The sequence below is a fragment of the Paenibacillus wenxiniae genome (assembly GCF_039822605.1).
Classification (GTDB): domain Bacteria; phylum Bacillota; class Bacilli; order Paenibacillales; family Paenibacillaceae; genus Saccharibacillus; species Saccharibacillus wenxiniae.
Genome location: NZ_JBCGUH010000002.1, coordinates 135,287 through 155,130, shown reverse-complemented (window position 1 = coordinate 155,130; position 19,844 = coordinate 135,287). Strand labels below are relative to the sequence as shown.

Here is a 19,844-nt window from a genome sequence, read left to right as displayed (position 1 = left end):
TCCTGTCACCGTCCCTCTGTTATGATTCGCTCGTTACGAGCATGATTTCATCTTGTTCGGTATGTCCAACACCAATCTGTGCACCATCTTCAATAACCATACCTTCATTCACAATCGCGCGATGAATACGTACATTTTTGCCAATTTTAGCGCCTGGCATAATGACGGAATCGGTAATTTGGCTACCTTCTCCTACTTCAACATTGAAGAAGAGTACCGAACGCTCCACATTGCCATGTACCATGCAGCCTTCATTGACAATACTATTTTGCACGATTGCAGACGGCGCGATATAGGCAGCAGGCTGGTTCGGGCTACGCGTGAAAATGCGCCAGTTCGAATCGTTCAGATCGAGCAGCGGATCTTCGGATAACATATCCATATTCGCTTCCCACAAGCTTTGAATGGTACCGACATCGCGCCAGTATCCTTCAAATGGATACGCATAAAGCACTTTGTCATCATTCAGCAGCAGAGGGATCAAGTCTTTACCAAAATCATAAGAGGATGCTGGGTTGTCTTCATCCTTAATCAGATATGATTTGAGCACATCCCATTTGAACAAATATACACCCATCGAAGCCAGTGTACTTTTCGGCTGAGCAGGCTTTTCATCAAACTCATAAATTTTCAAATCATCATCGGTATTAAGCATACCGAAGCGGGATGCTTCTTCCAGCGTGACATTCACAACGGAAATGGTGCAATCGGCATTTTTTTCTTTGTGGTAATCGACCATCTTTTGATAGTCCATTTTGTAAATGTGGTCACCGGAGAGGATCAATACGTGCTCGGGGTCAAAGCTTTCGATAAATTTGAGGTTACGATAGATAGCATCTGCGGTACCTTGATACCAGCTACTACCTTCCTGGCGTTCATGTGGAGGCAGGACGAACACACCGCCATTTTTACGGTCCATGTCCCAATCGTTACCCACGCCTATGTATGCGTGCAAGACGGTCGGCTCATACTGTGTCAGAACGCCCACAGTATCGATGCGCGAATTGGCGCAATTGCTAAGTGGAAAATCGATAATACGATATGTGCCGCCAAAAAAGACAGCGGGCTTTGCCAGTGCTCTGGTCAGATCTTTCAATCGCTTGCCCTGTCCTCCGGCAAGCAGCATAGCAACAACTTCTTTTTTACTCATGGAAAAGCCTCCTTCGTGTAAGTTGAATATGCATTACGCGAAATTTAATAACGTGGAGAGACTAAAAAATAGAACTATGCTTGAAACTATTCTTGCACTGATCAAGCGGAGACTTTCCCCATGCGCATCGGCCCTTAAGGCGTCTGTACCGTTCACCGGCTATTCATGTTAAGTTTTCTTGAAAACGAATGCCGGTGATATTTTGTGCCCGGCACGCTTCTGCAAATTCAGCAGATGCGACAATAAGGCTGATATCCTCGTTGGATCGTACAAGTCCATGTCCATCCAAAGCATGAGGACGGAAAATGGTCGATATGAAATGAGGCGGACTGCCATGCACACCAGGCAATAGCGGTACGTAGACCGACTCCTCCATATCCAGACAATCGATGACCGTCGTAATATTCGGCACCTGGAAGCCACGCAGCGGCTCGCCATTCACCAACACTTCGGCATCAATCAATTGCACATCATGAGGTGCATACTGGCGAATAAGCGCAGATAGCCGCGGTCCGATGAGATCAGGACCATCTGTCATAAACCAGTCAAATAACAGCAGCCGATCCAGATCAATCTCACCTTGCAAATGAAAACGAGGTGCTTTGGCCCACTCGCGCTGCGGAGTACCCTTTTTAAAGCTAAGATGGTCTGGCGATTCATTGAAGTTGTACTTGAACCAATAGCGGTCTGGATAAATGTCCGCCGGCAGCAGGAGATAACACATAGATCACTCATCCTTTCACACTTTCGCAGCATCCAGTCCGGCTCGAACAAGGCAAATGCTCACCCTGTTCTTCCATTCTGTTCGCTATAAACCTGCTGTATTTCCAATTCGACACAGGAGGGGCAATTTCCTTCTACAGATGCTTAACAATCTGAACGATTTTGTACAAAATATAAAAGCAGCCCTGTCTGCTCCGGCATTGCTTATATACCCGATTCTGGATGTAATGTCACTTTTTACAAACATTTTTATTCAGTTACCGCTTACATTCATGTGGAGATGCGGAAAGGATAAACGTTAATGTATCGTTCTATTTCAAATAGGATGACGCTAACTCACAAATATGACGATTACGCTCGGTAATTTCGCTACGGCGTGGCATCGGCTCCCAGCGACTCACATCGTCTAGCCAGGTGTCTGGTAAAGACACGGGACTTTCCTGCTGCCAGCGTGTTAACCATTCAGAAGGCAGGTCGAGCAGCGGATGATGATCAATTTCGTGAAGCAGAGCATGCTGGCTCATCTCCAGCCATAACAAAGACCAGGCACGTGGTACGACTCGCCATATATCATAGCCACCACCCCCAAGTGCAACCCAGCGTCCATTGCAAAAATCATGTGCCGCTCTATGAATGAGCTTCGGCATCTCCCGATAAATACGCATCGAACAATGAATATGCGATAGCGGATCAAGCGCATGTGCATCACAACCATGCTGACTCACAATCACATCCGGCCTTGCGCATTCCAGCACCTTTTGTAGCACATTACTAAAGCATTCCAGCCATGAATCGTCCTCTGTATACGGCTCTACCGGCACATTGATCGTACAACCAAAACCTTCGCCTTCCCCACGCTCTTCGACACGACCTGTACCTGGAAATAAAAATTTACCAGTCTCGTGAATTGAATAGGTAAACACGTTCGGATCGGTGTAAAAACTCATCTCTACCCCATCACCATGATGCACATCGGTATCGATATACAGCACTTTGGCTCCATACTGATCACGGATATGACGAATCGCGATGGAGGCATCGTTATAAATGCAAAAGCCGGCTCCCTTTTGTGGCAAAGCGTGATGCAGTCCACCGCCCAGATGTAGCGCATGCTGAGCCTTTCCACTCATCACCAGTTCAGCTGCATGTACCGAACCGGCTGCAATCGCCGCTGCGCTATGATGCATGCCTTCAAAAAATGGAGTTTCGTCATCATCCAGACCGTATTGCCCTGCCTGACTAATATACGGCTCAGCTGGACAACTCACGCTGAGCTGCTTTACCGTTTCAATATAGGCGGGAATGTGTACACGCTGTAATAATTGTTCATCCAGTGAATTTGGCGGGATATGAATCGCTTCCTTCGGTAAAGCCTGCACCTGCTCCAGCAGCTCCATCGTCATCACCAAGCGGCGCTGATCAAACGGATGATCCCGGCGAAATACATAATTGAGACTGTCCGGATGATATACATAAGCTGCCTGTAGCATCGTATCCATTGCCTCCTTTGCCCTATAAATCAATACATGAATCGCTGTCGAAACCGTAAGCGGTCAAATGCTTCTACCGATGATTGTGGCACCCCTCTGCCTACACGCACCATCAGACAATTCGCCGGATGTGAGCATATTTCTGGATCATCGGTTGCAAACCAGACCATATCGACATTTTTCATTAGCTTTTCCATCATTTTGCGATAATCCCATACACTGAGTCCGGTGCTTTCCAGATCCCAGTGCCAATAATATTCCGTTGTAAATACAATCACATTATCAAGCTGCTGCCCTTGAAAAGCGAGTTGGATTAGCTTTTTGGCAAGCCCCAAGCCACGGTAGTCATTGGCAATCTCTACCGCCCCCAGTTCAACGAGATCCTCCATATTGCCTTCCGACCAGCGCTCATACTCATCTGGATAATGGAAAGTCACATAACCTACAATCTGATCTCCATCCGTCGCCATAATGATCCGCCCTTCCGGCAGATCGGCAATCTCCACTAGCGCTTCATGCTGCTCTGCCGGACGCCGAAAAGCATCCAACTGCGGATGCATATGACAGGCTGCCACCCGCTGCGGCGACACCGGCCCTTCCAGCACCAATTCCCCTTTTCCGTCTGTACGTTGAAGTATTTCCGTTTGCTTCATCTTAATATGTTCCATACGGGTTCCTTTCCTGAACGTTATGATAACGCTTACGGCAAAGGTGCCTGATTTGATTATAGCCGATTTTACAGGAATTGCATGCAGCTCAAAAACGTGTGGTGTTCAGGGTAAAGATTATAATTGTATATTGTACGTTCAGGCGATTCAGCAATATTCCTATCGTCAAAGAAGTCATTTCAACAAGTTGCATATTTTGCGCTAAGCGCTGTTGATTTCTCTTGATTTCTCTCGGTTCATCTTAATTTCTCTTAATTGCTCTTAATTTCTATTAGTTTCTGTTGATTTCTCTTAATCGCTGTCGCTACAATTACTGATTTTAAGATTGACTATTATACAGCGTAATACCGCATCATGCTCTATCAAAGTGTTCTAAAAAGAAAAACCTCCGCTTTGCCATACTCATAAGAGTTAAATAGCATTGCAGAGGTTTTTAAACGACTGTGATGTTTCAATTAAAATCGATTACGGAATAAGCTTTAAGTGTAGGTCATACAATGACAAGTAACTGTACCCAGATACTTTATAAATTCTAATTCGCCATTCGCATTACAAAATGTATTCAGATCTTTGAATCTAATTCACTGTTTTGCATGTATTGCACTGCATTTATTTTAGTGCATGTATGGCACTACATTTACTTCCCGACATTCACCCTACTACAGCACACCAACAATCAATTTTCCGCTGCTGCCGCCCCAGTCGCTCGTCCACTCGCCTGCGCACGCGTAGAGCGCCCAACATTAATCCGCCCCACCACATACTGTCCAAACGGCACCACATGATTAAACACCCAGATCGTCGCCATACAGCAGGCAATCCCCACGACAAACAACAGCGGAATTTCCAAATAACCAAGCTGTATGCCAAAGCGCTCCACCGCACGATCCATCATATCAAGGAAAAACCAGTGCACCAGATAAATACCAAACGAATACTGACTAATGAGCGTAACGATCGGCGGTATACGCTTCACGCCGCGGAACGACAAGAACAATAGCAAAATCATCACAACCGTAAACCCAATCATATCGACACGCTTCGAACCAAAGCCAAAGCTTGAAAAAGCATTATTGTACACGATCAAACCAGCCGTTAGCGGCAATGCAGCTACAATCCACCATTTATACCGCTCCAGCCCACGCAGGAAACGCTGATAATTACGTCCGCAATAATAAGCAAGCGAGAAGTAAAACAGCCAGCCTGTAAATGGCATCCAGTACCCGCGCTCCCATATGTAAGCTGCCAGTTGACCATCCGGCGGTGGCACCAGATTGAAAAACCCAAGATACACGACCGTCACTACAAACGATACGCCCAGTACAACTGCTGGTCGAAACCGATCAATGTACTTCGCATACAATTGATGCAGCACATAAAATTGAAAAATAACGAGCACAAACCAGCCATGATACGCACCAAGCAGATTGTATACGACTAACTTCGGAATCGACCAATCTTTAGTCAAGCCCGATATAATCGCATAAAAGACCGCCATACATGCAAATGGAATGAGCAAAAAGCGAATCCTTTTCATATAAAAGCCATTCGGCAAACTTTTTGGATATGAATACGCCAAAATCAACGCTGAAATAAACACAAATGTAGATGTACCAAACGACAATAAGCCCGCCAGTGACCACAGTCCGAACTCTACCGCCCCATCGGTGCTCTCACCTGTAGAAAATTTGATCGAGTGCAGCAGAACGACACTCAGACAGGCAATGACACGAATGATCGACACTTCATCAATCGTTTGCCTCGGTTTTGCAGGAATAGATGGACGACTCATAACGTTATACACCCCTCTTTATAAATTAGATTCTATTCGATTACATATCATTCTTAGTATGAGCCTCATCCTCTCTACGCCTTATTTGTTCAATGACAGATCGACCGAGTTGTTCAGGAACATTCATCAGGCGGTATACCAATCTTGATTTACGTCGATATTTGTAAATTTCGATAGTATAGACGCTTAATTACCTAAAAAGTTTCGCGATATGAATAACTTTTGTAATATTATGTATGTTAATACTCGAAAATTCAACACTTTTTCGCATCGAGATTTGGATAAACGGCCAGAAAGAATTTGAACATTTTGTGAAATGGTAGTATCTTAAAATGTAAGCGCTATATATGGAAGTGGTTACGACACTTTAAATCATGTGGAGGTCATTATGGGAAAAGACACGATCGAAATCATTGCTGCCGAAGCCAAACAAGCCAATATGATGGATTATGAGCAAGCCCGTAAGGAATTTGACTGGTCTGATGTTGAACAACGATTTAGCTGGCATAAAACCGGGAAACTGAATCTTGCTTATGAAGCTATTGATCGTCACGCCACTTCCGCGTTGAAGGATAAAATTGCCCTTCACTACAGCGATCCTCAGCGTGATGAAAGTTATACATTTGAGCAATTACGCCGTGAGTCCAATAAGGCGGCCAATATGCTGCGCAAGCTTGGAATTGGCAAAGGAGATCGCGTGTTTATTTTTATGCCACGCACACCTGAACTGTATTTCACCCTGCTCGGCATTATTAAAATTGGCGCGATTGCTGGTCCTCTCTTCGAAGCTTTTATGGAGACCGCTGTACGTGATCGTTTACAAGATAGCGGTGCGGTCGCGATTGTAACGACCCCTAAACTTGTTGGACGTGTGCCGGAAGCCGAGCTGCCTGAGCTAAAACATATTATCGTCTATGGCGATGAGTCTGAACTGGCTGAACATCATATCCATCTCGGTCATGCGATGGCTGAAGCTTCAGATGAAGCTGAGATCGAATGGGTCGATGGTGAAGATGGTCTTATTCTGCACTATACATCCGGTTCGACTGGTAAGCCTAAAGGCGTGTATCATGTGCATCGTGCGATGCTACAACATGAATATACCGGACGGATTGTACTCGATCTGCAACCGGACGATGTATACTGGTGCACCGCCGATCCAGGCTGGGTAACCGGTACATCGTATGGTATTTTTGCTCCCTGGCTAAATGGTGCAACGAATGTGATTCGTGGCGGTCGCTTTAGTCCGCAGGATTGGTACGAGACGATTCAACGCTACAACGTAACCGTATGGTATAGCGCACCAACCGCCTTTCGTATGCTGATGGGTGCAGGTGATGAAGCGGTGCAGCAATATGATCTGTCCTCGCTCCGCCATGTGCTGAGCGTTGGTGAGCCGCTTAATCCCGAAGTGATTCGCTGGGGCTATCGCGTGTACAAGCAGCGTATCCATGATACATGGTGGATGACGGAAACCGGGGCACAGCTTATTTGTAACTATCCACGTATGGATATGCGTCCAGGCTCGATGGGGCGTCCATTGCCTGGCATTGAAGCAGCTATTCTGGATGATCAAGGAAATGAATTACCCCCACTGCGTATGGGCAATCTCGCTATTAAAACACCGTGGCCGTCGATCATGCGCAAAATTTGGAATAACCCAGCCAAATACGAAGAGTATATGCGAATCGATGGCTGGTATATTTCCGGTGATTCTGCCTATATGGATGAAGATGGTTACTTCTGGTTTCAGGGCCGCATTGACGATGTGATCAACACCTCTGGCGAACGTGTAGGTCCATTTGAGGTCGAGAGTAAATTGGTTGAACATCCAGCCGTTGCGGAAGCAGGGGTAATCGGGAAGCCTGATCCAGTGCGCGGTGAGGTGATCAAAGCGTTTATCTCGCTGCGTGAAGGTTATGAAGCGTCTGACGAGCTGAAGCAGGAAATTACCCGTTTTGTCAAAGAAGGATTGTCCGCTCACGCTGCACCACGTGAGATTGAATTTAAAGACAAGTTGCCGAAGACACGAAGTGGTAAAATTATGCGGCGTGTGTTGAAAGCATGGGAACTGGAATTGCCGACAGGCGATCTGTCCACATTGGAAGATTAATCCTTCCTGTCATGATGGGTAAACCGGTATCCCTTTCTGCTTATGCGATTCCTGTGATTTATGGTCATATGGATACGTACACGTCTGACGAATGCCCCACTGTTTCGCGGTCTATCTTCTTTCTATTATTGATTTAATTGAACTATTGATTTATTTCAATGATTTGCAATACGCTGCTATGCCGCTATGTCTCCATTTTGACAGTTTAGTATTCAACCTATAAACACACAGACACGCAAAAAAGGCTGTACACCTGTCGTAAACCTGACAGAGGTACAGCCTTTTCTTTATATGAATGTATGATATGAATGTATGATGTACATGTACACATAAACGGTGATCGCGTACATTGTTTATCTATAGCACAAGTAGCATTATACTTACGCTACATTCGTTATGCTTTCGCTACTCAATAAAAACTTAAAAAACACTTCATAAAAGGTGAATTTTCAATAATAGACTTGAATAGACTTGAATAGACTTGAATAGACTTGAATAGATTTAGTATACGCTTTTGCAGACGTTTCTGCTTTTACAGACGTTTCTGCTTTTCCAGCTGCTGTCCTAGCTCCATCAGACGTTCCATTTGCACCGGCTTGGACAATACACCGTTCATACCAGCTTCGACAATATGATCATGGTTATCTTTGAACACATTGGCGGTAATCGCAATGATCGGAATGTCTTTGTTTTGGATCGTTTTGGAATGGCGGATCGCATAGGTCGATTCCAGTCCATCCATGACTGGCATATGAATGTCCATCAGTATCAGATCATAAGAATCATCTTGCTCTAATAGGCGGATTGCTTCCAGACCGTTGTCCACCGTATCTACGTAGTAACCAAGCTTGTTTAGCATACGCGATGTGATCAGACGACTAATTCGATCATCGTCTGCCAGCAGTACGCTCAGACGTGCGCTCTCCCTGTCAGGCCCATCAGGCGACTTTGGTTGACGGGCGACTGTTTCTGATAGCTTTTTCACCAGTGTGTTTGAATCGCTACGCGGATCAGACATTACTGGATAACGAACAGGAATCGTAAACTCAAACACACTACCTTTGCCCTGTTCACTTTCTAAAGTAATCGTACCTTGCATCAATTCAACAATCTGCTGACTGATCACAAGTCCAAGACCGGTACCGCCGAATTCACGACTTTGTGAATCATCAACCTGACTGAAGCTCTGGAACAGCTTGTCCTGATCTTTGCTGGCAATACCAATGCCGCTATCTTTTACACGGAATCGCAGCTTCAATTCTTCACCTTGATCTTCAAATCCAGTGACCGATACATCTACGGAACCCTGGCGTGTGAATTTGACAGCATTGCCGATCAGATTGTTTAGCACCTGCTTAAGCCGATGCGGATCACCAAATACTCGTTCCGGTACACTATGATCGATATGCAGATTTAAAGCGATTCTTTTCTCCAATGTGAGTGGGCGATGTGCCTTAATCGTCATATCCATCAGCTCATGCAAATTATATTCGATACTCTCCAAATTCATCTTCCCAGCTTCCGCTTTGGAAAAATCGAGAATATCATTGATCAGTGTTAACAATGTCTCGGCACTGTTTTGTACAATCTTCATATTGTCGCGCAGATCTTCTTCCACTTCGTTTAACAGGATCAGTTCGGTCATGCCGATAATCCCATTGAGCGGTGTCCGAATCTCATGGCTAATATTAGCAAGGAAGCGACTTTTCGCAACATTGGCAATCTCTGCCGCATCCTTCGCTTGTAACACCTGAAGCTCTGCTTCTTTGCGCTTCGTAATATCAAACTGAATGCCTACAAAATAATGACATTCACCATTCTGGTCAAAAATCGGGTCCAAATTGACTTCATTCCAGAAAGGAGAACCATCTTTACGATAATTCAGAATCTCAATCGTTGCGGATTCCTGCTTCGCCAGCGCATCGCGAAACGCCTGAACCGTCTCTGGATTCGTGTCTTCTCCCTGTAAAAAGCGACAGTTATAGCCTACTGCCTCCTCACGAGTATAGCCAGTCAGATCCGTAAAATGCCCATTCACAAATACAAGCGGGGAATCCGGCTTGCGTGCGTCTGCAATGGTCACAGATGATTTTAAATTTTGAACTACATACTCCCAGTCAATTGCTGGTGCTTTAGGATCGATATTCATGCTGCCTCCCTGAGTGGGTATAATCAATTGCAGTAAGCAAACGTTATCTTCATAATATCAATAGCATAACATATAAAGGCTGACTTTTACCATGTATAAACCCCCTATACTGCATAAATGCCGCTAACCCTTTCGGCATAAAAAGCCCGTTAGGTATCGCCTATGACACCGAACGGGCACACAAACTATACGATTTTAACGTAATACCCGGCGAGCTGTTACGTAATGATCCTGCCAGTAAGCAAGATCCAGGTTAGAGATTGTAATCCCATTCAAGCTTGGACTATTGTGTACAATCTTATTATCGCCTGCATAAATAGCTACGTGTGTGATCACATTTGGATCACCTGCCGAGAAAAAGAGCAGATCACCTTTTTGCCATTGTCCGCGGTCTACCGCAATCCCTACATCTTTCTGATAGCGTGTTCCCCACGCCAGATCGATGCCTTCCAGCCCGAACACATAACGAGTAAAAGAAGAGCAATCGAACAATGTCGGTGCCTCATTTTTACCGTAGCCGTATTGTGTAATGCCCTGTAAAGCAAGTGCATTCGCAAGGATGCGATCCGCAGAAGCTTCATCTAGCGGCTGACCTGTGGACAGCGTTGGGAAGTTAAAAGCTGGTGCTGGCGGATTGAATGGCTTATCTTCCACCTGATCGACCGTCTGCTGTGGCACCTCAGCTAGAATGGCTGTTTGTGAAGCAGGTAATGTATAGGATACATAATCGGTAGATACATAGCCGGTGACTCCATTTTTATCCTGTATTTTCACCCAGGCTGCCGTTGGCTGTTCCAATGCACTGAAAGTCTCACCTGCCGTAAGTACGCGCAGTACACTGCTAGTCGTATTCGGCTCAGCGCGGAAATTAACGCCCTTTTCCACGATGCCTGTGCCTGGTGCGTTCGGATTGACATTTACCGAAGGAGCGGTATTAGTCGTCACGTCTGTGCTTGTCACTGCTGTGGAAGAAGCGAGTGCTGGTGAAGATATCGTCGTGCTGGAAGAACTGGATGTGCTTTTGCTAGCTGTACTACTGTTAGCTGTATTTGCACTGCCAGAAGACGTCGTGCTGCTTTTACTGCTGGAAGCAGATGAAGCACTGGATGCCGTCGTCAGCGGCTTGTAATCGACGTAAGTAGCCGATACGTAACCTGTCTTTACACCAACCTTGATACGAAGCCAGTGAGGGCTTACTTCGCTTAAAACTTTAATACTTGTACCAGGCTGAAGTGTGCTGTACACGGTACTGTCTGTATTTGGACCCGAACGAAAGTTAACCGGCATATTGATTTTGCCAATCGGAACGGGAGTTACCGCCGCCTGACTAATTTCTGGCACGGAAGTTAACAATACGGCAGCAGTCAGTAGTGTAATGAGCTTTCTTTTCATGGATGTCCTCCTCAGCGGTTCTTTGTCTGTCATGCTGTCTGATCATGAAGTTATGTATACATGGATGGTCATATGAGAAACGATAACGTAATTACATAAATGATAAAGTAATTACACAAATGATAAATGAAGCCGTTATCAACAATACGCTGTGCAGGACTTAAGACGCAGTTCCAATTGTTATTCCATTACTAGCCTTCTAGCAGCAGGAATCACCCGATTGATGCAACAATGATGTGTATCAAAACAAAAAAATGTGGTAAACAAGTCTGCGATCACTAACAAAATGACAAACACGTCATTTTTGTATCACAGTTGCTTACCACATTTATACCACAATGAATCAAACGCTGTCGAATAAAAATTACACGTATTTCATGCTTTTGTTACCTATTGTACATTCAAATATTGCTTAATTGCGTCTACGACCGCTTGTGCCAGCTTTTGCTGGAATTCGTCCGTATACATCAATGCTTCGTCTCCCGCATTGCTGAGGTAGCCTGCTTCAATCAGGACTGCCGGCATAGTCGTTTCACGAGTAACATGCAGGCTCTTGGCATGGATACCACGGTCCGGAAGACCTAGCGCCTGCACCACATGATCATGAATGACTTTCGCAAAGTCAAGGCTCTGCTGACGGGTATAGTAAATCTCGGTTCCACTTGGAGATACTTTAGAAGTCGTGCTATTACCATGAATCGATACAAATACGTCTGCATGCAAATTATTAGCTAGCTTTACCCGATCTGGCAATGTTGGATACGTATCATCACTTCGCGTAAGCACAAAATCAATATTCGGATCTTGCTGTAACAATGCTTGTACTTTGAGTGCAACCGCAAGTGTAAAGTCCTTTTCGTTGCGTTTGTTTAAACTGATCGCACCTGGATCGGTACCGCCATGACCGGGATCAATGACAACGACTTTTTTGCCATTTTGTCCAGGGCCTGAGCCAGGTGTTGGTGTGATCGGTGTGGAGCCATTATCAGTATTTCCCGCTCCATTACTCGAAGGATCTGTACCTGGTGTCGTGGTATCGCCTGATCCAGATGGTACTGTACCGCCCGGTGTATTGGTAGTATCGGTCGTAGCGTTTAGCTCAACCATAACCAAACCTTTAGTATCAGTAATCACTTTGTACTTTTGCGCCTGTGTCAGATCAAGCACGATTCTAACGGTTGAAGGACTGCTGTTAAAGAGTGAGTAACGTACACCTGCCACCTGCGGATACCCTGTCACATCCAATTTGCCTACCTGTCCAACCGACATCGTCTGTCCACCCAGGAAAGCATCGGACAAGCCTGTCTTCGGCAAATCGACAACGATTCGATCCGGATTCGTAAGCGAGCTGTATTTGGGCTTCACAGTACCATCTACTGTCACTGTAAGACGATTATCGCTAAAGCTCATCGCATTAATCATCGCACTTGGGGCTGGCGTTGTGTTTCCCTGATCCCCACTACCAGCACCGGAATTGCTGCTCGGACTACCTGTATTCCCTGACTGATTGGAGCCTGACGAATTTCCCTTGTCCGTCGAGCTGCCTTTATCGCCAGAAGAATCTGGCTGACTTTGCTTCATTGTTAAAAATACCGTCTTCGAGCTATTGTCCCATTTGACTGTCGCACCGGTATTTTCGCCCAGGAAACGCAGCGGCACAAGCGTAGTACCATGCTGGATGATCGGCGCCGCCTCCAGATCGAACTGTTTGCCATTGACGATCGCTGTGGTGCTGCCAGCGGTAAGTGCGACCACATTAGAACCTTGACTAATCGTAGCCGTCTGGCTCGGACCTGCCCAGCTCACTTTGTAACCAAGCTGTTCCACAACGACGCGCAGTGGAATCATGACGCTTCCCTTCATACTTACGATGTCCACATTACTCGGCATGCTAAGTTCTTTGCCGTTCAAGTTGATGTGCGCCTGCTGTGCTGCATGTCCAACTGATGGCATAACCATCAGCAATAGCACTAGCAGCATTCCCAATATCCAATTGTGTTTTTTGTTCATACATTCCCCTGCCATTCTCTGGTTGACATTAATTTGATAAACGAGCGTCCAGTCTGTCCCTGTTGTTAACCTGCCTGACTTCAGTGCACTAGAAGCATCACCATAATGGTCGCTGCCTCTGTCCTCAGTCGGACACCGACGAACGGCTAGCCGCCTATAGCCGCTTTTTTCTATATAAATAACAGATGACAAGCAGAAAGTGTTGCAATCGCATCTATTCTATTTATATCGGAATATGGATTGATTATAATTTGTATTTCATACGATAGGCAGATGATGCAGATCGCTTGCTCTGATGCTTGTATACTGTTCGCTTACATTGACGAATGGCTGACAACGAATGTTTTACTTTGTTCGCAATATGTGTAGGTGACGAATAACTGCACGCGATAACTACTTAACAGTAGCTAACTGCATAACAGTAATTCCATTCACTCCCCCTTCGCCTTAATGCACAACCGCTTTAATGATTGATGACTGTGCCTGCGCATACTGCAAGCAGAAATCGCTGACTGTACCGAAAATTGCTTCCATGCTAAAGTTCATCCAGCTAGAGAGCATTTTAATCAGACATGAGGCGCTATGTATATCTTTTATTATGATAATCAGAATTAGCAAGCTTGTAAACTTTGCCTCGCACAGGGTGCATCACTACGCCTTTTACCAAAAAATAGCACGATAATGGAGTTCAATATTATGCTCATCTATGCGGAATAACGATCGGGAGCGTATTAACCTGCCGTATCTACATTATTGTAGGTAACTTGTTTCTCATTGATTGTTAACATCTGCTCTTCATATCTTCATAATCTTGAGAAAAGTGCTTAAATATTTAGATTGTATCGTACCGACTTTGACAAATTCAAGCTACAATAAATCTGTTCCTTCGCGAAGAACACACATTTTTGTAAACGCATACAATATGTTGGAGGCTGATGAAAACCGATGAAGAAAATCATGAAGCGATTAACGGCACTCGCACTTAGTTTGACGATGATTGGCGGACTTAGTGTTGCGGCTACCCCTGCACCGAAAGCCGAAGCAGCGACTGCTTTTGCCAAAGGAGCCGACGTCAGCTGGCTATCGGAAATGGAATTTTACAATTGGGCTTTTTACAATGATGCGGGTAACAAACAGGATGCACTTCAAATTCTGAAAGATCATGGTATCAACTCGATTCGTCTGCGTGTATGGGTGAATCCATCGATTAATTTCTCCAACAAAGCCGATGTGGTCAAGCAAGCGGTACGCGCCAAAAATATGGGGTTCCGTATTATGATTGATTTCCATTATAGCGATGTATGGGCAGATCCGGCACATCAGACTAAACCGGGAGCCTGGAAAAGTAAAGACTTTAACGGTCTGAAACAAGCGGTATACGATCATACTTACGATGTACTGAACACACTCAAATCGCAGGGCGTCACACCTGAATGGGTGCAGGTTGGTAATGAAACGAATGACGGTATGCTATGGGAAGATGGTCGTGCTTCCAAAAGTATGAACAATTTTGCTCAGTTGATCAATTCCGGCTATGATGCGGTGAAAAAAGTAAATGCGGGCACAAAGGTTATCGTTCATCTATCCAATGGCTATGACAATTCGCTATTCCGCTGGATGTTTGACGGTCTGAAAGCAAACGGTGCGAAATACGATGTGATCGGGATGTCGCTATATCCAGATAAGAGCAACTGGCAGACGCTGAATCAGCAAACATTAAACAATATGAACGATATGGTCGCTCGTTATGGCAAGGAAGTGATGATTAGTGAAGTGGGCATGGACGCTAGTGATCCAGCTACGAGCAAGGCGTTCTTGAGTGATATTTTGAATAAGACGCGTGCGGTTTCGGGTGGTAAAGGTCTTGGTGTATTTTACTGGGAACCGGAGCAATACGGTACGTGGTATGCCTATACAAAAGGTGCATTTGATTCAAAAGGCAAAGTGACGATTGCGTTGGATGCGTTTTTGAATTAGTCGTTTGCTGGGCATGCGTGATGGAGTTTGCTGTACAATAAAAAGTTGATTTATAACGAAGAGGTTATGTGCAATCCATATGAGCTTTACTGCTATTTTAATGTGAATTATGAATAGTAATGGTGCTGTCCAGGGTACTATGTGCTGCGGCAACCAACACTCCGGCAAGGAATAAGGGGACGGACTCCGGTATCGCACAGGAATCTACGGAGTAGGAGAACGTGTAGATTCCCGTGCTCGGAAGATGGAAGATATTTTGCTTATGCAAAAATCACCTTTCATTGAACCTCATGTTAGAAAAACGCTAACACGATAGGTCGTCCTTTCCCCTTATTTCCTTCCCTACGTTCTGTGCGGTTCGCAACATACGGCGTATCGGCGCTCAGGCGGCAATCTGTATATGATCCTGATTGTATTAAATTAATGTAGCTACTCCTCTTAATTTTCTCTTAATCCTTTGAAATTAGTAGTTCAATTTCATTGGTATAGAATTGATCAGGATGTTTTGCATTACAAAAATCATTAAAAAGTGACTTGTGAACATTAAAGCTTTTTATTGTACCATCTTTAAAGTCGATAATTAGAACCTCTACACCCATCAAATAAAGATAGTTCTTTAGAAAATCAGAATGTAAAAAATCACCCTTCACTTCTTCACTCCTATCCAATCCTCCTCACTAATTATTCCCTGCTGATTGTTTAATTATTACTATATTTCACACCAATATTTACATCTAATATAATCATTTCATCATTTATCCTCTTAATCGAATCTAAGCGTTTACAGGCACACCAAAACTGCTATTGAGCTATATAAATATAATAAGTGCACAGTAAGTAGTGAGCACTTCGTCTTTACAAACTTATTTTCACTTAAACCGCCTGTCCTTGCGCTCTCTACAGCGCTTCAAGGTATAGTTTTACTACTATTTTCTTTTTCTACGCTTGCTAAACATTCATGAACAGCGTGTAATCTCGACTTTAAGCGCATGACGTTAATATCAAAGCTTTAAGCGCAAACCTTAATAGCAAAAGTAAAACAGAGTCCAAATTATTAATGTATAGAACGCCTATTTTTTTACATTAGCAAATGGAAATAAGTTTTTTGCGAAATAAGCTTTTGCTATACCTCCCTCTCGATCATTACGGGATGCAATCTGCAAACAAAAACAAGGTACAGGAATAACCTGTACCTTGTTTTTCTGCTGGTTCTTATTGGTGGTGTCTTGTTGCTTTATTGTGTACTGATTCATTATCGCTTGCTAATACTACTTACTGATTAAATTCACGCTTCAAAATACGAATACCATATGGTTCTAGCTCGATTGTGCTGTTAGCAGACAATACAGTTCCTTCGATCAGATCGTCATAGCCCTGGTCGTCTAACTGGACGGACTTTGTTTCGTTGCTATAGTTTTGTACAAATACGAATTCGTCGTTCCCCTGCACACGTGTATGTGCGGTGACGTGCTGTGGCAAGTCGGTGCTGAGTGTGCGTTTGACGTTGGCTTTGTTTGCAATGCGCTCGATCAGGTCGCTAATAAAATGGTCTGCGGTGCGAGCTGCGATATAGTAGGCTTCGCCCTGACCGTACTCGTTTACGGTTAGTGCTGGGCGTCCAGCATAGAAATCGTCGCCGTATACTGCGATTGCTTGTGCTTGCTCAAGGTGGATCAGATCGCACAGATCGCGCACTTCGTATTCGCCCTGTAGATTCAATGGGTTGCCGCTGCTGGCGATTAGGCGATTACGGTCATTTTCGTGCAGACCGTCAATCTCTTCAGACCAGATGCCAAGTACATTACGCAATGGACCGGGGAAACCGCCGAGGAAGCATAGATCGGTCTCGTTGACGATGCCTGACCAGTATGTGCTCAGCAGTGTACCACCTGCTTCAACGAAGCGTTCGAAGTTTGCCCCTACACCTTCGCGCACCATATATAGCATCGGTGCTACGACGACTTTGTATTTGGACAGGTCTTGCTCCATATCGATCACATCGACAGCAATACCGCGTTCCCAGAAGGCACGGTAGAAGCTCAGCACCGTTTCTTCATAACCGATACCGGAGTTGCGTGGTCCCTGACTATCTTTAACTGCCCAGCGATTTTCCCAGTCGAAAATAACAGCAACTTCCGCTTGTACTTCACTTCCACGAACGCTTTGCAAACGTTCCAGTGCATCGCCAACACTTTGTACATCGCGGAAAACGCGTGTATGTTCATGTCCAACATGGTCAACGACAGCGCCGTGCAGCTTTTCGCTCGAACCCTGGCTTTTACGCCATTGGAAATATTGTACCGAATCTGAACCGTGCGCGACCGCTTGCAATGAAGACAGTAAATGCATACCTGGACGCTTATTTTTGCTGATCGGCTGCCAGTTTGTTAGACTTGGCGTGCTCTCCATTAATAGGAATGGCTGTTGCTTGATCGAACGTACAATGTCGTGCATCATAGCGATTTTGGCTGCTTGCATCGTATCGCCATCATGATCATGCCATGTTGGATAACTGTCCCATGACAAAATATCGAGCAGATCAGCAAATTTCCAATAATTCAATCCTTCGAAAAATTCCATAAAGTTCGTCGTTACCGGCAACAGACGCTCGGTTTTACGCAGCGGCTCGATTTCATGACGGCAAAAGTCGACCGTCTGATCGGTGACAAAACGGCGCCAGTCGATATTCATACCGTGAACCTGCGTTTCCCCGTGCGGTGCTGGAGATTCAACCTGTGCCCAATCGGTATACGTATGACTCCAAAATGTCGTCCACCATGCACGGTTGAGCTGCTCCAGATCGTTATTGTATTTCTTTTTCAGCCAATTACGATAAGCTTCCTGACAGTAATCACAATGACATTCGCCGCCGTATTCATTGGAAATATGCCAGCCGATCACAGCAGGATGGTCGCTATAGCGCTCAGCCAGCAGCGTATTCATTTCCGTTACTTTTTCGCGATATACCGGCGAAGTGAAGCAGTGATTATGACGGAATCCATGCAGATTGCGCACACGATTTTTCTCTACTCGAAGTACTTCAGGATACTTCGCCGACATCCAGGCCGGACGTGCACCGCTCGGTGTAGCTAGAAATGCTTGAATGCCATTCGCTGCAAAACGATCCAGCACCTGATCAAGCCATTCAAACGTATACACACCTTCTTCCGGCTCTAACGATACCCATGAGAAAATACCTACAGACATCACATTGCATTTCGCCAGCTTCATCAGGCGAATATCTTCTTCCAAAATATCTGGCCGATGTTGCCATTGCTCCGGGTTATAATCTGCACCATGCAACATCGTTGTCCAGGTTGGTGTAACATTTGTAGTGAAATTTGTCATGACAAGCTCCTTTGATTGGGATTGAGATTGGATTTGCACTTACACTTTCCATCTAACAGACAAAGCATAAAGCCCGTCACCATCCACCATTCTTTGAGGGGACAAAGGATAGGATGAATAGGAACAGACCTTACGCTATTTGCCTGAAATGGTTACTCTTTTACCGAACCAAGCGTCATCCCTTTAACAAAAAACTTTTGCAAAAATGGATAAACGATCAAGATCGGCGCTGCACCGATAAAAATCTGTGCTGCTTTAACTGTTGTCTGCGAGATCAATTCCATTTCCTTCGGACTTGCGCTCATCGAACTCATATCCTGCTGGATAATGACCGTTTGCAGGAATGTTGCCAATGGGAACTGGTTAGAGTTGTTCAAATAGAGCAAACCGTCAAACCAGGAGTTCCAGTGGAACACCATACTGAACAGCGTAATCGTTGCAATCGACGGCATTGAGATCGGCAAATACATCGTGAACAAAGTACGGAACGGGCCTGCGCCGTCCATAAATGCCGCTTCTTCCAGCTCCTTTGGAATGCCGCGGAAGAAGTTCATCATCAAAATAACAAGAAACGTATTCACTGCGCCCGGCAGGACGAGTACCCAGAAGGAATCGATCAGACCGAGCTTTTGAATGACGATATAAAAGGGCACCAGACCACCCGTAAATACCATACTGAATACGAACAGCCAGGAGTAAATCGTCCGACCTTTAAATACAGACTCTTCCTTTGACAGTGGATAGGCAGCTAGAAAGGTGAGAAACAGCGTAATCGCTGTCCCAATTACGGTACGCAATACCGAAATCCAGATCGAATGCAGAAATACCGGATTGAACATCGTTTTTTTGTACGCTTCGACGGAAAACTGGATTGGCCACAGACCGACAAGGTTAGCATCAGCGGCTGCCTTTGAGCTGAACGATACGGCCAGCACGTGGATCAGAGGCACGACACACATCACTGCGAGCAGGATGAGCAGTGCAATATTAAATACATTAAAGATACGATAGCCTGTTGTTTTGTAATACATA

12 protein-coding genes are annotated in these 19,844 nt (G+C 45.0%); 2 read left to right on the top strand and 10 right to left on the bottom strand.

From position 1 onward, the window contains the following. Positions 1–19 precede the first annotated feature (19 nt). From AAHF22_RS03885 to AAHF22_RS03865, 5 genes are all read right to left on the bottom strand, one after another. Positions 20–1,150, bottom strand: a complete 1,131-nt coding sequence (locus AAHF22_RS03885; protein ID WP_347323657.1) for a glucose-1-phosphate adenylyltransferase — start codon at positions 1,148–1,150, stop codon at positions 20–22. 163 nt (positions 1,151–1,313) lie between these two features. Continuing rightward, positions 1,314–1,874 carry an imm11 family protein gene (locus AAHF22_RS03880; protein ID WP_347323656.1) on the bottom strand — a complete coding sequence of 187 codons (561 nt, stop codon included), beginning with the start codon at positions 1,872–1,874 and terminating at the stop codon, positions 1,314–1,316. A 310-nt stretch (positions 1,875–2,184) separates the two neighbouring features. Next, positions 2,185–3,363, bottom strand: a complete 1,179-nt coding sequence (locus AAHF22_RS03875; protein WP_347324095.1) for an acetoin utilization protein AcuC — start codon at positions 3,361–3,363, stop codon at positions 2,185–2,187. 29 nt (positions 3,364–3,392) lie between these two features. Continuing rightward, complete coding sequence (locus tag AAHF22_RS03870) at positions 3,393–4,031, bottom strand: GNAT family N-acetyltransferase (protein WP_347323655.1); 639 nt, start codon at positions 4,029–4,031, stop codon at positions 3,393–3,395. A 676-nt stretch (positions 4,032–4,707) separates the two neighbouring features. Continuing rightward, positions 4,708–5,823, bottom strand: a complete 1,116-nt coding sequence (locus AAHF22_RS03865) for an acyltransferase family protein (protein ID WP_347323654.1) — start codon at positions 5,821–5,823, stop codon at positions 4,708–4,710. Between the two features lie 388 nt (positions 5,824–6,211). On the opposite strand from AAHF22_RS03865, the gene acsA reads away from it, so the two are divergent. Then, positions 6,212–7,936, top strand: coding sequence for an acetate--CoA ligase (acsA, locus tag AAHF22_RS03860; RefSeq protein ID WP_347323653.1), 1,725 nt, complete (start codon positions 6,212–6,214; stop codon positions 7,934–7,936). A gap of 532 nt (positions 7,937–8,468) precedes the next feature. On the opposite strand, the gene AAHF22_RS03855 is transcribed toward acsA, so the two are convergent. The 3 genes from AAHF22_RS03855 to AAHF22_RS03845 form a co-directional block, all read right to left on the bottom strand. After that, complete coding sequence (locus tag AAHF22_RS03855; RefSeq protein ID WP_347323652.1) at positions 8,469–10,085, bottom strand: ATP-binding protein; 1,617 nt, start codon at positions 10,083–10,085, stop codon at positions 8,469–8,471. 195 nt (positions 10,086–10,280) lie between these two features. Beyond that, positions 10,281–11,477 carry a C40 family peptidase gene (locus tag AAHF22_RS03850; RefSeq protein WP_347323651.1) on the bottom strand — a complete coding sequence of 399 codons (1,197 nt, stop codon included), beginning with the start codon at positions 11,475–11,477 and terminating at the stop codon, positions 10,281–10,283. Positions 11,478–11,867: 390 nt separating this feature from the next. After that, on the bottom strand, positions 11,868–13,487 hold the full coding sequence (locus tag AAHF22_RS03845; RefSeq protein ID WP_347323650.1) for an N-acetylmuramoyl-L-alanine amidase family protein: 1,620 nt from the start codon (positions 13,485–13,487) through the stop codon (positions 11,868–11,870). Positions 13,488–14,432: 945 nt separating this feature from the next. Here AAHF22_RS03845 and AAHF22_RS03840 point away from each other — a divergent pair. Beyond that, the gene (locus AAHF22_RS03840; protein WP_347323649.1) at positions 14,433–15,464 is read left to right on the top strand and encodes a glycoside hydrolase family 53 protein; all 1,032 of its coding nucleotides are present in this window, start codon (positions 14,433–14,435) and stop codon (positions 15,462–15,464) included. A 1,272-nt stretch (positions 15,465–16,736) separates the two neighbouring features. On the opposite strand, the gene AAHF22_RS03835 is transcribed toward AAHF22_RS03840, so the two are convergent. Both AAHF22_RS03835 and AAHF22_RS03830 read right to left on the bottom strand, forming a co-directional pair. Next, positions 16,737–18,812, bottom strand: coding sequence for a beta-galactosidase (locus AAHF22_RS03835; RefSeq protein WP_347323648.1), 2,076 nt, complete (start codon positions 18,810–18,812; stop codon positions 16,737–16,739). A gap of 152 nt (positions 18,813–18,964) precedes the next feature. Then, entirely contained in the window at positions 18,965–19,843 is an 879-nt protein-coding gene (locus AAHF22_RS03830; RefSeq protein ID WP_347323647.1) for a carbohydrate ABC transporter permease, read from the bottom strand. Between the last annotated feature and the right edge of the window lies 1 nt (position 19,844).